The organism is Pseudomonas sp. GW-45 (genome assembly GCF_056896675.1).
This window is the reverse complement of record NZ_CM167674.1, coordinates 438,977-454,763: the sequence shown is the minus strand read 5'-3', so window position 1 is coordinate 454,763 and position 15,787 is coordinate 438,977. Positions and strand designations below refer to the sequence as shown.

Genomic DNA, 15,787 nt, shown 5'->3' with positions numbered 1-15,787 from the left:
GATCAATAATAGCTGTTTTAAAGGCTGCATACCTGCATCTGATAGCACAGACGCCAATCAACCCATCGTCAATTGATGGCCGACCATACCGAGCACAAAGCCCAACACCGCTCCCATCGGTGGCGCCCAGTGCTTTTCTAGCCGGGCCTGCGGGGCGATGTCCTGAAATACTGAGTAGCAAATTCCGCCGGCGGCAAACAACATAACCATTGCCACTACCGAGGGGTAGGCTGAAAGCCAGCTGTAACCGAGCACACCGAAGATAGGCCCGAGCAGCGCCATGGCAGCAAATATTAAGGCTATACGGCGCGCCCGGTAATGCGTTGCGGCGCGCAGTTCGCGACAGGCGTTAAAACCTTCTGGCAAGTTCTGTAGCGTCATCAAACACGCCAAGAGCACACCACTGCTTTCACCCACAGCAAAAGCTGCACCTAGCGCCAAAGACTCAGGCAGAAAGTCCGACAGCATGGCCGCTAGCTGGCCGGCTGGCGTATTGATTTTGTCCAGCAGGATATCCAACGCCATGAAAGCCGCGCCGCCCACCACAAAGCATAGGGCGGCCAACCACGGAGACAATGGTGCGATACCCTCGGGCACCAACACCAACGCGACTGCTGAGAGTAAGGCGCCGCCGCCAAAGGCAATGATGCCGTGGCGATACTCGTCTCTCAGCCAATTGGGACGCAGCTGATCAACACCGGCGAGCAAAGCCCCCAGCGGCATCGCCATACCCGCCATCAAGGTCAGAATGATGACTAGATAAAACTCCTGCATACCCATCTCCGTTGTAGCCGCACCACACCACACATGACTGCATAGAACACAGACACAAAAAAGCCCTGCACAAGCAGGGCTTTATAACACTCAAGCGTCGATGCGCTGCTTACAGCTCATCCAGAAAACGCTCAGCATCTAACGCAGCCATACAACCCGCGCCCGCCGAAGTAATGGCCTGACGATAAACGTGGTCAGCCACATCACCTGCGGCAAATACACCCGGAATATTAGTCTGGGTGGCGTTACCCTCGGTGCCGCTCTTGATCTTCAGATAGCCATCATGCATATCCAGCTGATCTTCGAAAAGACTGGTATTTGGCGTGTGACCAATCGCGATAAATACGCCAGCAAGCGCTATGTCTTCAGTACCACCGCTGTTCAGCGCGATGCGCATGCCGGTCACACCGCTTTGGTCGCCCAGCACTTCATCCAGAGTGGCGTTCAGCTTCAGCTCGATTTTGCCCTCAGCGACGCGCGCCAGCAGCTTGTCGACCAGAATTTTCTCTGCGCGGAAGATTTCACGACGGTGCACCATGGTGACTTTTTTCGCGATATTGGCCAAATAGAGCGCCTCTTCCACCGCTGTGTTACCACCGCCCACAACCGCCACATCCTGATTGCGATAGAAGAATCCATCACAGGTTGCGCAGGCAGAAACGCCTTTGCCCATGAAGGCTTCTTCCGAAGGCAGCCCTAGGTAGCGAGCTGAAGCGCCGGTAGCAATAATCAGCGCATCACACTGGTACTCACCGCTGTCGCCCCACAGGGTGAACGGGCGCTTGCTCAGATCAACCTTATTGATATGGTCGAACTGGATCTCGGTCTCAAAGCGCTCGGCATGTTTACGCATGCGTTCCATCAGTTCAGGACCTTGCAAGCCTTCAACATCACCTGGCCAGTTATCAACCTCGGTTGTCGTTGTCAGCTGACCACCCATCTGCATACCTGTGATCAGCAACGGCTTGAGATTAGCGCGCGCGGCATAGACCGCAGCACTGTAGCCGGCCGGGCCGGAGCCCAGGATGATCAGACGAGAATGACGCACTTCAGACATATAAATCTCCAATTCGCCACCTTGATGGCGAGATAAAAAAGCAGAGTGATTCTGGGTTAAGGGAACCCGCCGCGAGGCCGATCACTCTGGGAAATCAATTCGGTTTTTAGAGCTTGGCTGCATGCTCAGCCATGTAGCTGGCGACCCCTTCGGGGCTTTCCTGCATGCCTTTTTGGCCTTTGCGCCACCCAGCGGGACACACCTCGCCGTGCTCTTCGGTAAACTGCAGCGCTTCAATCAAACGAATCATTTCGTCGACTTCACGCCCCAGCGACAAATTATTCACCACCTGATGCTGCACCACACCGGCGCGATCAATTAGAAAAGACGCGCGCAAGGCGACACCGTCTTCATGCTCCACGCCATAGGCCTGAGTGATCTCATGTTTGACGTCGGCTACCATGGTAAAGCCGACCGGGCCAATACCGCCCTTCTCCACCGGCGTATTACGCCAAGCGTAATGGGTGTACTGCGAATCAACCGAGATGCCGACGACCTCAGCACCCAACGCGCGGAACTTGTCCATGCGATTATCGTGGGCAATGATTTCCGACGGGCAGACGAAGGTAAAGTCCAGCGGCCAGAAAAACACCACAACATATTTGCCACGCAATGAAGAGAACGCAAAATCCTCTACAATACTGCCGTCGGCCAATACCGCAGGGGCGGTAAAATCAGGCGCCGTGCGGTTCACAAGTACACTCATCGCGACCCTCCCGAGTCATCTTTAGAGGCGCAGCTTAAGGCGTCCTCAGGTATGTGGAAATTGCAAAGACTGTATGAGCCAAATAGTTTACCCCTATAGGCTTGGCCAAGCCCCTTTTTCATCCAGGAATCCAGCACCATGAAGAATACATTCGACGTCTTGCGCGGCCCCGACTATCTCAAGGAAGGTTGGCGCACAATCAAGCAGCCAGGGCTGCGGCGTTTCGTGATTATTCCACTGATCCTTAATCTAATCGTATTCGCTGCTTTGATCAGCTGGGGCATTCAGCAGTTTGACTTAATGATGGCGCAGCTGATGCCGCAGCTGCCGGACTGGGCCAGTTTTATCGAGTGGCTGCTATGGCCGTTGTTTGCACTAGTCGTTTTGCTGGTGCTGTTTTTTGGCTTTAGCGTGGTTGCCAATATCATCGCCTCACCGTTTTACGGATTCCTCGCCGAGAAGGTCGCAGAGCAGGAACGCGGCGAAGTCAGCCCGCCCACCAGCTACCGCGATATTCTCCTGGTGGTGCCCCAAAGCGTCGGCCGCGAATTACGCAAGTTGCTCTATTATTTGCCGCGGGTGGGCATACTGCTGCTTCTGACGCTGGTGCCCGTGGTAAACCTAGTGACGTCACCCCTACTGCTGCTGTTTGGCGTATGGATGATGGCCGTGCAATATATCGATTATCAGGCCGACAACGAGAAAGTCAGCTTTATCGACATGCTGCGCTGGATGCGCGGACGCCGCGGTATTTCCTTTGGCTTTGGACTGCCGGTTTATGTCGGCATGCTGATTCCGCTGGTGAACTTGCTGGTAATGCCTGCAGCCGTCGCTGGCTCTACCTTGCTGTGGGTCCGTGAGCGGCGCATACAGCCATCATAAAAATGTAATCAAGCTGTCACAGCGGCATCATGACCCGACACCATACTCGGGTCATGAATATAGCCCAGCCCCCCAGCCAATGCTTCGCGCTGGTTACCGAAACCTATCCGCCGCAGATCAACGGGGTCAGCAACACGCTGGGCAAACTCTGCCAAGGATTGCTGGGCCGTAACCATCAGATACAGCTGATAAGGCCCGCTCTACCAGGTGAAAAACCTGGCTCAAAGCAATCAGGCAACCTACTGGAGCGCTGCGTGCGCGGCCTGCCGATTCCTGGCTATCCAGGCTTGCAATGGGGCTTGCCGGCACAGCGAAAACTCAAACGTTTATGGAACCGGCAACGTCCAGATGCTGTTTATCTGGCGACCGAAGGGCCATTGGGTTGGTCTGCTCTGCGCTTGGCGCGCCGGATGAAAATCCCGGTCATCAGCGGCTTCCACACCAATTTCCAGCAATACAGCAACCACTTTCATCTGGGCCTGCTGCACGAGCCGGCCATGCGTTACCTGCGCTGGTTTCATAACCAAACACAGCTAACCTTGGTGGCCAGCACTACTCAACAACGCGAATTGAACCGCATGGGTGTGCAAAACTTGATGCTGCTTGGACGCGGAGTCGATTGCGATCACTTTCATCCTACCCATCGCAGCGAAACGCTGCGTAAACAGTGGGGCGCCAGCAACCAAGATACCGTGCTATTGCATGTGGGCAGGCTATCGCCGGAAAAGAACCCAGAGCTGCTAGCCGAGAGTTGGGCCAAGCTGAAATCCGCGCACAACAATGCCAATAGCAAACTGCGGATGGTAGTTGTGGGGGATGGGCCTTCAGCGAGTGAACTGCGCAAACGCATGCCGGAAGCGATATTTACCGGCGCCTTGACCGGTTCAGCGCTCGCTGGCGCCTACGCCAGTGCCGATATCTTCGTCTTCCCGAGTTTGACCGAAACCTTCGGCAATGTAGTTACCGAAGCAATGGCCTCAGGATTAGCCGTATGTGCATTTGATACGGCTGCTGCGCACCAGCACATTCAGGACCGCTACAGTGGCAGCCTTGCTCCACTGAGTCACGATCAACTGTTCATCGATAACCTGCGGTGGTTGATTGAGGATACCGAAGGACGCCGTAGCATCCGCCTGCATGCCCGGCACCGCGCCTGCCAACTGGATTGGCAGGCTATAGTGCTGCGCTTCGAGCGCAGCCTGTTGCAGGCTGCGCTACACAAAAGCGTTCCGGTTCAGGCAATCCCAAGCAAGTAGGACTGCCCAACCCCGCTTTACTCAGACCAGCGTTTTTAGCGCTTCACGGCTGAAGGGCTCAATGTCGCTAAAACGACCTTCGCGCACCTTGTCAGCCCACTGTGGATCAACCAACAACGCACGGCCCACACCCACCAGATCAAATTCACCGGCACCAAGGCGGGTCAGCAGATCATCAATATTTGCCGTCTCTGCCACTTTGTCGGTATTGACCATGAATTCCAGGAACTCGCCATCCAGGCCAACGCTACCGACAGTGATCGCAGGCTTGCCGGTAATTTTGCGTGTCCAGCCAGCCAGGTTCAGATCGGAACTCTCGAACTCTGGCTCCCAAAAACGACGCTGCGAACAATGGAAGATATCCACGCCAGCTTCAGATAGCGGAACCAGGAATTGCTCCAGCAGCTCAGGCGTGGGCGCCAGACGTGCGGTGTAATCCTGCTGTTTCCACTGTGAGAAGCGGAAGATGATTGGGTAGTCTGCGCCGACAGCGGCACGCACAGCGCGCACGATTTCAACCGCGAACCGACCGCGATTTTCCATGCTGCCACCGTAGTTGTCGGTGCGCTGGTTGGTGCCTTCCCAAAAAAACTGATCGATCAGATAGCCGTGTGCGCCGTGCAGTTCAATCGCATCAAAACCGATTTCTTTGGCATCTTTAGCTGCCTGAGCGAAACCAGCGACCACGTCATCGATATCAGCCTGGGTCATACCCTTGACCAGCGTCTTGCCTTCCTTCTGTTTTTCCATCGGACCATAACCCGGTACTTCCGGAGCAGGCTCGGTACCCAGACGACGCACATTGCCCACGTGCCACAACTGTGGAGCAATCTTCCCGCCAGCGGCGTGCACAGCATCGACTACTTGCTTCCAGCCAGCCAACGCTTCTTCACCGTAAAAATGCGGTACGTTCGGGTAGCTATTGGCGCCTTCGTGATTGATCACTGTACCTTCGGTGACGATCAAGCCAACACCGGATTCAGCGCGGCGGCGATAGTAATCGACTACTGCCTGATTCGGCACGCCCTTGGGTGAGAAGTTGCGGGTCATGGGCGCCATGACAATGCGGTTACTCAGGGTCAGTGGGCCCAAGGTGAAGGGAGCGAACAGCGGAGTTACATCAGCAGACATGCATTAGTCCTCATAGGTTGTGATCAACAACACGGTTCGCGCTAGAGCTGACCGGTCGTCTTGGTTTTTTTGGGGGTCGATATCAGGGGTAAACATCAAGCTTTTAGCAAACGCTCAAGCTGATCAATGAACACCCGCAACGGGCCAATCTGACGATCCGTTTTCATTCGCAGTAGAGCGCCTTCCCAAGCCGCGCCTATAAAGCTGGCGAGCGCTGCTGGATCTTGATCCTGGGGGATCTCACCCGCTTCCCGCGCCTGTTCGAGACACTCTGCCAGCACCCGACTGGAGCTCTGCAAAATGGCAGCAGCGGCAAATCCGATCGGTTGACTCTCATCGGCCTTCTCATGGCATAGACTGCCAATGAAGCATTGATGCAAGGGCTGCTCCTGATTGGCAAAGTAACCAATCAAGTCACGGTAGCAACGTAATATACGCTCGCGCGGCGAAAGCTCTGGCGTATTAAGCGCAGCTGCAAAACGCTCGATACGAGGCGTGTAATAGTAGTGCAGCGCCTGAATGGCGAAGTCTTCCTTGCTCTCAAAGTAATGATAGAAGGACCCCTTGGGCACACTGGCTCCCTGGGTAATTTCTTGCACACCGGTACCGTTGTAGCCCTTGCGCAACATCACGCTGGTACCGGCGGCCAAAATGCGCGCACGTTTATCTTGGATCGTATTCATGCGCGTACTATACGACTGGTCAACTTGTTTTAATAGTGACGTCCATCATCATTGATAAAATTGATAGTAGCGAATCCATTTAGCCCAACCTCAAAACGTGGGCGAAAAAAAACCAGCCATCACTGGCTGGTTTTTCTACTGCGTGAGCGCTGTGGTGCTTAGTGCTCTACGCCGCCTTCGCCATGAATATGGCCGTGAGCCATTTCGTCTTCAGTGGCTTCGCGTATTTCCAACACCTTCACATCAAAGGTCAACTGCTCGCCGGCGAGCGGGTGGTTGCCATCAACAGTGACTTCATCATCTTCCACTGCCTTGATGGTAACAATCTGCATGCTGCCGTCAGGACCAGAAGCGTGGAATTGCATACCCACTTCCAGCTCATCAACCCCTTCAAACATGTTACGACCCAGCACCGCAATTAGCTCGGCGTTGAATTCGCCGTAAGCTTCAGCAGGCTCGACAGTCACGTTCAGCGCATCACCTTCCTGCTTGCCTTCCAACGCTTTTTCCAGACCTGGAATAATGTTGCCAGCACCGTGCAGGTAGACCAGCGGCGCGCCACCATCGGAGGAATCCAAAACCTCGCCATCCGCATTAGTCAGGGTGTACTCGATGGAAACAGCCTTGTTGGCAGCAATCTGCATAATCTAGTTCCTATCATTTGCTTAAAAATCGTGATTGTACGCGGGTTAGATAACAAACGCACGGCTTGACCCGACTAGCGGACCGACTGAAGATGCGGTCTTTAAAAGGTCGCTAGGCTAACCGTAGTTCAGCTGAACCATGCCCGCTGATTGGCATCGAACGTCTGGCACGCTGCGCAGAACGCGCCTCATTATCGGCAGCTGAAGCCTGCCCATTGATACAGGAAGATTGACGTTACCATGACAAACCGCCTGGTACTGGTCATCAACGGTGGCAGCTCATCGATCAAGCTGGCACTGCGTAAACAGGGAAGTTCCAAGCCCATATTCAAGGCAGAAGCGGAGCGCCTGAACACCCCGCAAGCCAGCTACAGTTACCCCGGCAGCGAAGAGTTCAGCCTGCCAGATGCCGACCATCAAACAGCCCTCAACGCGTTACTACCGTTGTTCGATGCGCATCTGGATCAGCCAATCAGCGCAGTAGGACATCGCGTGGTGCACGGCGGCGAGTTGTTTACCAGCGCACGTCTGATCGACGCAGACGTCATGGCCGGCATTGAAGCCAATGCACCCCTGGCGCCACTGCACAACCCGGCTAACCTGAGCGGCATACGCGCTGCCATGCAGCTGCTACCGGGCATTCCACAGATTGCCGTGTTCGATACCGCCTTTCATCAAAGCATGCCGCCACATGCCTTTCGTTATGCCCTGCCGGACGAGCTTTACGCGGTGCACGGCGTGCGACGCTACGGTTTTCATGGCACCAGCCACCAATACGTCGCCCACCAGGCCGGCTTACTCACTGGCCGGCCTGATGGCTCAGGTGCTTGGCTCAGCGCACACCTAGGCAACGGCTGCTCCAGCTGCGCCATCCTCGACGGCAAAAGCATGGATACCAGCATGGGCCTGACCCCGCTGGAAGGCCTGGTCATGGGGACTCGCAGTGGCGATGTTGACCCAAACCTACACGCGCATCTGGCCCGCACCCTAGGCTGGGATCTGCCCCGCATTGAACAGATGCTCAACCGAGAAAGCGGTTTATTGGGCCTCTCTGGCCTGTCCAACGACATGCGCGAACTCGAGCAGGCACGGACCGAAGGCCACGGCGGCGCGCAATTAGCGATCGAGGTGTTTTGCTATCGTTTGGCACGCTCGCTGGCAGGCTTGGCAGTGGCTCTGCCACGTATCGACGGCTTGATTTTCACTGGCGGCATCGGCGAGAACTCTGCCTTGACTCGAGCCCTAACCCTTAGCCACCTGGCGGTGATGGGCCTGCATATTGATCCGGATCGCAACAGCGCGTTACCACGCGGCGAAACAGGTCGCATTGAAGCTAACGGCTCACCGGCTATTCTAGTGATACCCACCGACGAAGAGCGGCAAATAGCCGAAGAAAGCCTCACTCTCTTGGATCACCAGCCCATGGAAATGGAAACCACGGCATGAGCCAGCACACCTTCTTTGTTGCACCCACCGGTTTTGGCGTCGGCCTGACGTCCACCAGTCTGGGTTTAATCCGCGCGCTGGAGCGCACCGGCCTGCGGGTGCGTTTTCTCAAGCCTGTCGCTCAACCGCACCCCGGCGATGAAGGCCCAGAGCGCTCTACCGAACTGATCAGCCGCACACTCGGATTGAGTCCACCTGCTGCTATGCCCTTAGCAGAAGTAGAACACCTACTGGCCAGTGGCGAATTGGATGATCTGATGGAAGCGATGATCGGCCTTTATCAACAGGCCGCCCAGGACGCTGACGTGGTAGTGGTTGAAGGCATGGTGCCGACACGACAAAGCAGCTACACCGCGCAGATCAACCAAGCGCTGGCGAAAAGCCTGGATGCCGACGTCATTTTGGTCACCACGCCCGATGGCGACGACATGGCGACTCTCGCTGACCGTATCGAGATTCACGCTCAAGCCTTTGGTGGCCCAAGCCACCCAAAAGTGCTTGGCGTGATAGTCAACAAAGTGCATGGCCTGGAACAAGAAGCACTGGCTGAAGTACCTGATGGTCGCGAACTAAAAAGCAGCCTGAAAAACTTTGCGCAGGAGCTAAAAGCAGCCTCTTCGAGACTGAATACTGATGATTTCCGGCTAATCGGCTGTGTGCCTTGGCAGGATGAACTGAATGCCCCGCGCACCGCCGACATTGCCACCTTGCTGAAAACCACCATCTACCATCCGGGCGATATGCACCAGCGCCGCGTGATGGAGATCGCCCTGTGCGCCCGCACAGTGCCCAATATTATTGATCGCCTTAAGCCGGGCACGCTGATCGTTACGCCCGGCGATCGCGACGATATCATTATCGCCAGCAGCCTGGCCTCGTTAGCAGGCACCCCGCTCGCCGGCCTGTTGTTAACCGGCGACATGGCACCCGATCCGCGCGTGGTGCAACTATGCCAACCCGCGCTGGATCAGGGGCTAACCATCCTCGGCGTTAGCACTAACAGTTTCGATACCGCCACTCAGCTTGACCGGATGAACCGCGAAATTCCGATTGATGATCGCGATCGCGCTGAGCGGGTGACTAATTTTGTTGCCTCGTATATCGATCAAGCCTGGCTAGCCCAACGTTGCGATACGCCGCGCGAAAAGCGCATGTCGCCACCGGCATTTCGCTACGAGCTGGTACGTCAGGCGCAGCACGCCGCCAAAACCATTATCCTGCCGGAGGGTGACGAACCTCGCACCGTGCAGGCCGCTGCGATCTGCCAAAAGCGTGGCATCGCCAACTGCATCCTGCTGGCCAAGCGCGAGTCGGTCGAAGCGGTTGCCCGCGCACAACACATCACCTTGCCCGAAGGCCTAAAGATCATCGACCCTGATGAGGTGCGCGCGCGCTACGTTGCACCCATGGTCAAACTGCGCGAAGGCAAAGGCTTGAACGAACCCATGGCGCTACAGCAGCTGGAAGATAACGTAGTGTTAGGCACCATGATGCTGGCAATGGATGAGGTCGACGGACTGGTATCTGGCGCCATTCACACCACGGCCAATACCATTCGCCCGGCCTTCCAGTTGATCAAAACCGCACCCGGCTACAACCTGGTGTCATCGATCTTCTTCATGCTATTACCCGAGCAAGTGCTGATCTATGGCGACTGCGCGGTAAACCCCGACCCAAGCGCCGCGGACCTCGCCGAAATTGCCATTCAAAGCGCTCGCTCAGCCGAAGCTTTTGGGATTCCCGCAAAGGTCGCGATGATCAGCTATTCGACCGGCAGCTCAGGCAGCGGCAGTGAGGTCGAGAAGGTGCGCGAAGCGACGCGACTGGCCAAAGAACGCGAGCCTGACCTGTTGCTAGACGGTCCACTCCAGTATGATGCCGCCGCGATTGCCAGCGTCGGGCGTTTAAAAGCGCCCGACAGCCCAGTGGCCGGTCAAGCCACTGTATTTGTATTCCCCGACCTTAATACGGGCAACACGACGTATAAGGCCGTACAGCGCAGCGCCAACGTAGTCAGCGTCGGCCCGATGCTGCAAGGCCTGCGTAAACCGGTGAATGACCTGTCGCGCGGCGCACTGGTGGATGACATTGTCTACACCATTGCTTTGACAGCGATACAGGCCTACAAAAACCAATAACATAAAGAGAACGACCGCCCATAGCGGTCCTGCCAAAGAGCCCACTACCATGCTTGCTTTCCTACCCGCCTTTCTGCGCGGCAGTTTGGCCACCCTACTGCTGGCATTGAATACCATCTGCTGTGCCTCGTTGTTGTTTATCCTGGCGCTGATAAAACTGCTGCCAATTCCCTCCCTGCAGAAACTCTGCACCCTGATCATGATCGAGGTCGCTGAACTCTGGATGTACTGCAACAGCGGCTGGATTGCTCTGGTCGGCAATACCAAGTGGGAGGTCGAAGGTTTGGAGCAGCTGGACTATCGCGGCTGGTATCTGGTCACCAGCAACCACCAGAGCTGGGTCGATATTGTGGCACTGCAACATGTGCTGAACCGGCGCATGCCGATGCTCAAGTTCTTTCTCAAACAGGAGCTGATTTGGGTACCGGTTATCGGCCTCTGCTGGTGGGCGCTCGACTTCCCTTTCATGAAGCGCTACAGCAAAGCTTATCTCGCAAAGTACCCTGAAAAAGCTGGCCAAGACCTGGCGACCACCCGCAAAGCCTGCGAAAAGTTCAAAACAACACCTGTCGCGGTGTTTAACTTCCTTGAAGGCACCCGGCTAACGCAGGCCAAGCACGCGCAGCAAAAGTCTCCGTTCAACTATCTGCTCAAGCCCAAGTCAGGCGGCATCGCCTTTGTACTGGATGCCATGGGCACGCAATTGCGCTCCCTGCTAGACATCACCATTCACTACCCCAACGGCAACCCAACCTTCTGGGACTTGCTTAGCGGCAAGCTAACGCACGTAGTGATGCACTGCGAGCTCAAGCCCATTCCGGCTGAGTTTCTTGGCAAGGATTACCAGAATGATGCCGCGTTCAGGTCCGAATTTCAGGCGTGGGTAAATGGCCTATGGCTTGAAAAAGATGCACACCTGGCACGCCTGCATGCGCAGTACCCCACACCGACAGACCGAGCCAAAGGCAATAAGCCCTAACCGCTCAAACACTATTCAACAAGCACCCACAAAAAAACCGCGCGGGATTTATCCGGCGCGGTTTTTTTTAACCTACAGCCTTACAGCTGAGTCAGGTTAATCTCCACGCGGCGATTCTGCGCACGACCTGCCTCGGTATCGTTGCTGGCAATCGGTTGGCTAGGGCCAACGCCGCTGCTGCTGATACGGCCACCGGGAACACCCTGACCAGACAGGTAAGATGCCACGGCGCTAGCACGCTCACGTGACAAGCGTGTGTTCAGCTCATTTGAACCAGTGCTGTCGGTGTGACCAACAATGTTGATGCCATTCTTGTCGAACTCTTTGAATACCTTGACCAATGAATTCAGCGTCGGATAGAAGCTACTCGAAATATCCGAAGAGCCGGAGGAAAAGGTGATATTGCCCGGCATGACCAACTGAATGTTATCGCCGTTACGCACCACTTGCACACCCGTTCCAGTTAGTTCCTGACGCAGAGCCTGCTCTTGCTTATCAGCGTAATAACCATAACCGCCACCCGCTGCGCCGCCGACCGCAGCACCGATCAGCGCGCCTTTGCCCCGGTCCTTGCTGCTGGACGTTGCTGCACCAATCGCCGCACCGGTAACTGCCCCGATACCGCCGTATATTGCAGACTTACCTGCCTGCTCTTCACCCGTGTAAGGATTATTAGTGCAACCAGTTAGTACCAGTGCACATACACCGGCAGCAATCAAACCTCGGCTTTTCATCATATTCTTCCCTTTCATATGTTATTTGAATCATTTATTGCTAAAACAGGGCCGGCACCGGACCTAAATCAACAGTGCACGCCCAACCTCAAAAGTGTGACAAACACGTGGGCGATTCACATTAACCACGAATAAACGGATTTTCGCGAATCTCGTCACCAATACAGGTATCGGCACCATGGCCAGTTACCACTACAGCGTCTTCATCCAAACTATAGAGCCGCTCACGAATGGATCGTTCAATTTTCTGATAATCGCCGCCCCAGAGATCAGTGCGACCAATACCCCGGCGAAACAAGGTATCGCCAGCGATCAGCAGCTTATCCTGCGGAAACCAAAAGCTCATTGAACCGGGTGTATGCCCCGGCGTATGCAACGCCACACCGCAACCGCACGCCAGCTCTTCATCGTCTTGCAGCCAGTAATCAGGCGCCGGTACGGGGCGATACGGCACACCAAATCGCTGACACTGCATCTCCAGATTATCCCAAAGAAACTGATCTTCCTTGTGCAGATGCAAGCTCGCGCCGGTCGCCTTTTTCATCTCGCCCGAGGCAAGAAAGTGATCAAGATGCGCATGGGTATGAATGATACTGACCACCTTGAGCCCGAGCACCTCCAGACGATCTAAAATCAGCTGGTGGTCACCACCCGGATCAATTACCAGAGCCTTCTTGCTGATCGGGTCACCGATGATGGTGCAGTTGCACTGCAGAGGGCCAACCGGGAAGGTTTCACGTATCAACGCAGTTTGTGGGGCTGACATGCAAACTCCTATTAAAGAACCTAAGCACTTTCGCCCAAGCCCGCATTGTTAACAACGCCCAGTATACCCAGCACCAAACTCTTTTTCTGCCACCCAGACCACACGAGTTTCTGGCCAAAGCCGGAGGGTTGGCTACGCTATTGTTAGTCGGCTGGAATCGAACCAAAGCGACCGTTGGTTTCTTTCTATAGAACTATAGAAGCTCAGCCATTCAAGGATCAGAGAGGGCAACAAATGGGCACAATTACTTCCTCCACCGGCCTACGCGTATTAAGCAGCCTGTCACTCGCTATTACTGCAGCCTGGAGTGCCACAGCTAGCGCCGGGGGCATCATGCTTTATGAGGTAGGGCAGGAAGGCGCCGGGCTGTCCAACGCTGGCGCGGCAGTACTCGCCACCGACCCTAGCGTGCTGATGAGCAACCCAGCTGGCATTTCCGAACTGGAAGGCACCCAGATCAACGCCAGTGGCCAACTGGTGATCGGTCATATTAAATTTTCCGGCGATAGCAACAGCGACTTTACCGGTAACAACGGTGGCAACGCGCTGGACTATCTACCTGGCGCCAGCTTCTTCATCAGTCACCAGATTGACGATAAATCCAGCATCGGCTTTGGCATGTACGGCAACTTTGGCCTGGCGGTTAAATACGATGACGATTGGGCCGGGCGCTATTTCACCCAAAACGCAGCAGTAATTGGCCTAAGCTTGGAACCAGTTTATTCCTACAAGGTGGATGAAAAGCTCTCGCTCGGTATTGGCCCGCGCATCATGTATGGCTTCTACCGCACGGAGGCGGCAGTCGACAACAACGTGCTCGGGCTTGGCGGTGGCCGCAGCGACGGCCAACTTGAATATGAAGACACTGATATCGGGATAGGCATCAACATGGGTGCTCTCTATCACCTCAACGAGCGCATAGATGTCGGCTTGGCCTACACCAGCAAAGTCGATCTCGAGTTTGAAGATCGCCCCAGCTTCGAGAACATCAACAACCCTCTACTCAACACTGCACTGCAAACCGCCAACATCAACAGTTTGGAACTTGCCATGCAGGTTCCACAAACCCTGCTGCTAAGTTCCAGTTATATCCTTGACCAGCAATGGAAGCTTCTCGCCAGCTTGGGTTGGCAGGACTGGAGCCAATTTGGTGATATCGGTGTTGAGGTAGAGGCCGACAGCGGCACGGTATCAACTGGCGTCGACCGCAAATATAAAGACACCTGGCATGCCTCGGTCGGTGCGCAATATCAGGCCAGCCGGCAGCTCCGCTGGAGCATGGCGCTTTTCCGGCGGCCTCAATTACGCAGTAGATGACAGTCTCGACCTGCACATGGCTTACACCCTCGTCTGGCTGGGCGACATGGACCTGTCGCAAAGCAAAAGCCGTTCTGGCGATACGCTCTCCGGGAGCTACGACAGCAGCGCCCTGCATATTCTGGGCGGTGGCGCAGTGTGGCGCTTCTGAGCTCTGATCACCGCTCATCACGCGGTGATATTTGCGGCAGGAAAATGTAAGAATTTGAAGTATATTGACGGCAATACAGACCGGAACTTGCCTTAACGCCCATGCTCAGAAAGACCTGTTGCGCCGCCCTGCTCGCTTTCGTTAGCTCCCCGCTGACTGCCGCGCAGTTAAAACTGACCGACACCAACGTCGAAGAAAAAATCAACGGCATTCTGTCGCTGATGGCCTACTCAATGACATTGGACCTGGCCTCTAGTGCCCTGCAGATCAACGATAACGATACTGGCGACCCCTCACTGACCATGACGCAACTCGGTGGCGGCGCGACCATGAGCGTCGACATACCTTTGTACCTTGAGGGATCGATTGCCTACAGCCGTTATGACCCAAAATTCGTCGCCAGTGATGGCGTGCAAACCCGTACCATCCCCGTGAAATGGACGTCGCTCACCGCAGCCGGTGGCATTGGTTGGGATTTTGCGCTGAATGATGAGTGGGTGCTCAGACCCATTGGCAATGTCGCACTCGGCTACATCAGCAGCGATCTCAACAGCGCGCGCCTTTACCTCAGCTATGAGCTGGATCGTGATATCGAGTTTCTGGATGACGGGCACATGAGCGCGCTGGGCCTGGGCGGCGCGATGATGCTCGACTGGGAACGGGTACGCGAAGACTACGAAGCTGACATGGAGCTGCGCTACAGTTATCTGGACCTGCAGAATATCGGCGGTAGCGACGCCATTAGCGGTAACGTCACCGCTCAGACCGCCAATCTATGGACGCGCTATCGCGCGCCAACCGGTTGGACTGTCATGCGTAACCCATTGCGTTATGTATTGGAGTACTCACACTCGGAGTATTTAGGTGAACAGCGCGGCGCCCTCGGCTTTGATAGGCTGTCCACCGTCGGCGCTGGCATCGAGTTCGACTCTAGTGCCTACCCCGTATTCATTACCCGTACCCGCGTGTTGATCAGGCAAATGTTTGGTGATGGTGTATCGGGTACAGCCCTGAGTTTGGCGGTCAGCTTCTAAAACCAACAGCAATAAAAAAGGCGCATGGGATCACTCTCATGCGCCTTTTCGTTTGCGGCGCTAACCTGCATGCAGCAGGTTAGCGTGCA

Annotated in this window: 16 protein-coding genes; 8 read left to right on the top strand and 8 right to left on the bottom strand. The window is 55.5% G+C overall.

Annotation, left to right across the window (positions count from 1 at the left end; translation table 11 throughout):
* Nucleotides 1-57 precede the first annotated feature (57 nt).
* From AC1XYH_RS02030 to AC1XYH_RS02020, 3 genes are all read right to left on the bottom strand, one after another.
* Complete coding sequence (locus AC1XYH_RS02030; RefSeq protein ID WP_483325007.1) at nucleotides 58-774, bottom strand: ZIP family metal transporter; 717 nt, start codon at nucleotides 772-774, stop codon at nucleotides 58-60.
* 109 nt (nucleotides 775-883) lie between these two features.
* Nucleotides 884-1,831: a thioredoxin-disulfide reductase gene (gene trxB / locus AC1XYH_RS02025; protein ID WP_483325006.1), complete on the bottom strand. Its 948-nt coding sequence runs from the start codon at nucleotides 1,829-1,831 to the stop codon at nucleotides 884-886.
* A 106-nt stretch (nucleotides 1,832-1,937) separates the two neighbouring features.
* Nucleotides 1,938-2,537: a peroxiredoxin gene (locus AC1XYH_RS02020; RefSeq protein WP_483325005.1), complete on the bottom strand. Its 600-nt coding sequence runs from the start codon at nucleotides 2,535-2,537 to the stop codon at nucleotides 1,938-1,940.
* A gap of 138 nt (nucleotides 2,538-2,675) precedes the next feature.
* Here AC1XYH_RS02020 and cysZ point away from each other — a divergent pair, with 138 nt between their 5' ends.
* Both cysZ and AC1XYH_RS02010 read left to right on the top strand, forming a co-directional pair.
* Nucleotides 2,676-3,419: a sulfate transporter CysZ gene (cysZ, locus tag AC1XYH_RS02015; protein ID WP_483325004.1), complete on the top strand. Its 744-nt coding sequence runs from the start codon at nucleotides 2,676-2,678 to the stop codon at nucleotides 3,417-3,419.
* Nucleotides 3,420-3,448: 29 nt separating this feature from the next.
* Nucleotides 3,449-4,675, top strand: coding sequence for a glycosyltransferase family 4 protein (locus AC1XYH_RS02010; RefSeq protein WP_483325003.1), 1,227 nt, complete (start codon nucleotides 3,449-3,451; stop codon nucleotides 4,673-4,675).
* A gap of 21 nt (nucleotides 4,676-4,696) precedes the next feature.
* Here AC1XYH_RS02010 and AC1XYH_RS02005 read toward each other — a convergent pair whose 3' ends face one another.
* The 3 genes from AC1XYH_RS02005 to AC1XYH_RS01995 all read right to left on the bottom strand — a co-directional run bounded on the left by AC1XYH_RS02005 (nucleotide 4,697) and on the right by AC1XYH_RS01995 (nucleotide 7,133).
* Nucleotides 4,697-5,806, bottom strand: coding sequence for an NADH:flavin oxidoreductase (locus AC1XYH_RS02005; protein WP_483325002.1), 1,110 nt, complete (start codon nucleotides 5,804-5,806; stop codon nucleotides 4,697-4,699).
* Nucleotides 5,807-5,901: 95 nt separating this feature from the next.
* A complete protein-coding gene (locus tag AC1XYH_RS02000; protein ID WP_483325001.1) occupies nucleotides 5,902-6,489 on the bottom strand; it encodes a TetR/AcrR family transcriptional regulator in 588 nt (195 codons plus the stop codon).
* A 158-nt stretch (nucleotides 6,490-6,647) separates the two neighbouring features.
* Nucleotides 6,648-7,133 (bottom strand): FKBP-type peptidyl-prolyl cis-trans isomerase, encoded by a 486-nt coding sequence (locus AC1XYH_RS01995; protein WP_483325000.1) that lies wholly within the window; start codon nucleotides 7,131-7,133, stop codon nucleotides 6,648-6,650.
* A gap of 240 nt (nucleotides 7,134-7,373) precedes the next feature.
* Between AC1XYH_RS01995 and AC1XYH_RS01990 the strand changes: the two genes are divergently transcribed.
* Genes AC1XYH_RS01990 through AC1XYH_RS01980 form a run of 3 tightly spaced genes read left to right on the top strand, consistent with a single transcriptional unit; the run spans nucleotide 7,374 to nucleotide 11,696 of the window.
* Nucleotides 7,374-8,579: an acetate kinase gene (locus AC1XYH_RS01990; protein ID WP_483324999.1), complete on the top strand. Its 1,206-nt coding sequence runs from the start codon at nucleotides 7,374-7,376 to the stop codon at nucleotides 8,577-8,579.
* Nucleotides 8,576-10,717 (top strand): phosphate acetyltransferase, encoded by a 2,142-nt coding sequence (gene pta / locus AC1XYH_RS01985; protein ID WP_483324998.1) that lies wholly within the window; start codon nucleotides 8,576-8,578, stop codon nucleotides 10,715-10,717. Before AC1XYH_RS01990 ends, pta begins: the two co-directional genes overlap by 4 nt.
* A gap of 49 nt (nucleotides 10,718-10,766) precedes the next feature.
* Nucleotides 10,767-11,696 (top strand): acyltransferase, encoded by a 930-nt coding sequence (locus tag AC1XYH_RS01980; protein WP_483324997.1) that lies wholly within the window; start codon nucleotides 10,767-10,769, stop codon nucleotides 11,694-11,696.
* 80 nt (nucleotides 11,697-11,776) lie between these two features.
* On the opposite strand, the gene AC1XYH_RS01975 is transcribed toward AC1XYH_RS01980, so the two are convergent.
* Both AC1XYH_RS01975 and AC1XYH_RS01970 read right to left on the bottom strand, forming a co-directional pair.
* Nucleotides 11,777-12,433, bottom strand: a complete 657-nt coding sequence (locus AC1XYH_RS01975; RefSeq protein ID WP_483324996.1) for a YiaD family glycine zipper/OmpA-like lipoprotein — start codon at nucleotides 12,431-12,433, stop codon at nucleotides 11,777-11,779.
* A 118-nt stretch (nucleotides 12,434-12,551) separates the two neighbouring features.
* Entirely contained in the window at nucleotides 12,552-13,196 is a 645-nt protein-coding gene (locus AC1XYH_RS01970) for an MBL fold metallo-hydrolase (RefSeq protein WP_483324995.1), read from the bottom strand.
* A 234-nt stretch (nucleotides 13,197-13,430) separates the two neighbouring features.
* Between AC1XYH_RS01970 and AC1XYH_RS01965 the strand changes: the two genes are divergently transcribed.
* The 3 genes from AC1XYH_RS01965 to AC1XYH_RS01955 all read left to right on the top strand — a co-directional run bounded on the left by AC1XYH_RS01965 (nucleotide 13,431) and on the right by AC1XYH_RS01955 (nucleotide 15,698).
* The gene (locus AC1XYH_RS01965) at nucleotides 13,431-14,513 is read left to right on the top strand and encodes an OmpP1/FadL family transporter (protein ID WP_483324994.1); all 1,083 of its coding nucleotides are present in this window, start codon (nucleotides 13,431-13,433) and stop codon (nucleotides 14,511-14,513) included.
* 16 nt (nucleotides 14,514-14,529) lie between these two features.
* The gene (locus AC1XYH_RS01960; RefSeq protein ID WP_483324993.1) at nucleotides 14,530-14,664 is read left to right on the top strand and encodes a hypothetical protein; all 135 of its coding nucleotides are present in this window, start codon (nucleotides 14,530-14,532) and stop codon (nucleotides 14,662-14,664) included.
* Nucleotides 14,665-14,765: 101 nt separating this feature from the next.
* The gene (locus tag AC1XYH_RS01955; protein ID WP_483324992.1) at nucleotides 14,766-15,698 is read left to right on the top strand and encodes an autotransporter domain-containing protein; all 933 of its coding nucleotides are present in this window, start codon (nucleotides 14,766-14,768) and stop codon (nucleotides 15,696-15,698) included.
* The last annotated feature ends 89 nt before the right edge of the window (nucleotides 15,699-15,787 follow it).

Bases quoted from the DNA above. Each gene is read 5' to 3' on its own strand.
- AC1XYH_RS02030 (WP_483325007.1), bottom strand. From the start codon at position 774: ATGCAGGAGTTTTATCTAGTCATCATTCTGACCTTGATGGCGGGTATG.
- pta (WP_483324998.1), top strand. From the start codon at position 8,576: ATGAGCCAGCACACCTTCTTTGTTGCACCCACCGGTTTTGGCGTCGGC.
- AC1XYH_RS01990 (WP_483324999.1), top strand. From the start codon at position 7,374: ATGACAAACCGCCTGGTACTGGTCATCAACGGTGGCAGCTCATCGATC.
- AC1XYH_RS01995 (WP_483325000.1), bottom strand. From the start codon at position 7,133: ATGCAGATTGCTGCCAACAAGGCTGTTTCCATCGAGTACACCCTGACT.
- AC1XYH_RS01965 (WP_483324994.1), top strand. From the start codon at position 13,431: ATGGGCACAATTACTTCCTCCACCGGCCTACGCGTATTAAGCAGCCTG.
- AC1XYH_RS01975 (WP_483324996.1), bottom strand. From the start codon at position 12,433: ATGATGAAAAGCCGAGGTTTGATTGCTGCCGGTGTATGTGCACTGGTA.
- AC1XYH_RS01955 (WP_483324992.1), top strand. From the start codon at position 14,766: ATGCTCAGAAAGACCTGTTGCGCCGCCCTGCTCGCTTTCGTTAGCTCC.
- AC1XYH_RS02010 (WP_483325003.1), top strand. From the start codon at position 3,449: ATGACCCGACACCATACTCGGGTCATGAATATAGCCCAGCCCCCCAGC.
- AC1XYH_RS01980 (WP_483324997.1), top strand. From the start codon at position 10,767: ATGCTTGCTTTCCTACCCGCCTTTCTGCGCGGCAGTTTGGCCACCCTA.
- AC1XYH_RS02000 (WP_483325001.1), bottom strand. From the start codon at position 6,489: ATGAATACGATCCAAGATAAACGTGCGCGCATTTTGGCCGCCGGTACC.
- cysZ (WP_483325004.1), top strand. From the start codon at position 2,676: ATGAAGAATACATTCGACGTCTTGCGCGGCCCCGACTATCTCAAGGAA.
- AC1XYH_RS01970 (WP_483324995.1), bottom strand. From the start codon at position 13,196: ATGTCAGCCCCACAAACTGCGTTGATACGTGAAACCTTCCCGGTTGGC.
- AC1XYH_RS01960 (WP_483324993.1), top strand. From the start codon at position 14,530: ATGGCTTACACCCTCGTCTGGCTGGGCGACATGGACCTGTCGCAAAGC.
- AC1XYH_RS02020 (WP_483325005.1), bottom strand. From the start codon at position 2,537: ATGAGTGTACTTGTGAACCGCACGGCGCCTGATTTTACCGCCCCTGCG.
- AC1XYH_RS02005 (WP_483325002.1), bottom strand. From the start codon at position 5,806: ATGTCTGCTGATGTAACTCCGCTGTTCGCTCCCTTCACCTTGGGCCCA.
- trxB (WP_483325006.1), bottom strand. From the start codon at position 1,831: ATGTCTGAAGTGCGTCATTCTCGTCTGATCATCCTGGGCTCCGGCCCG.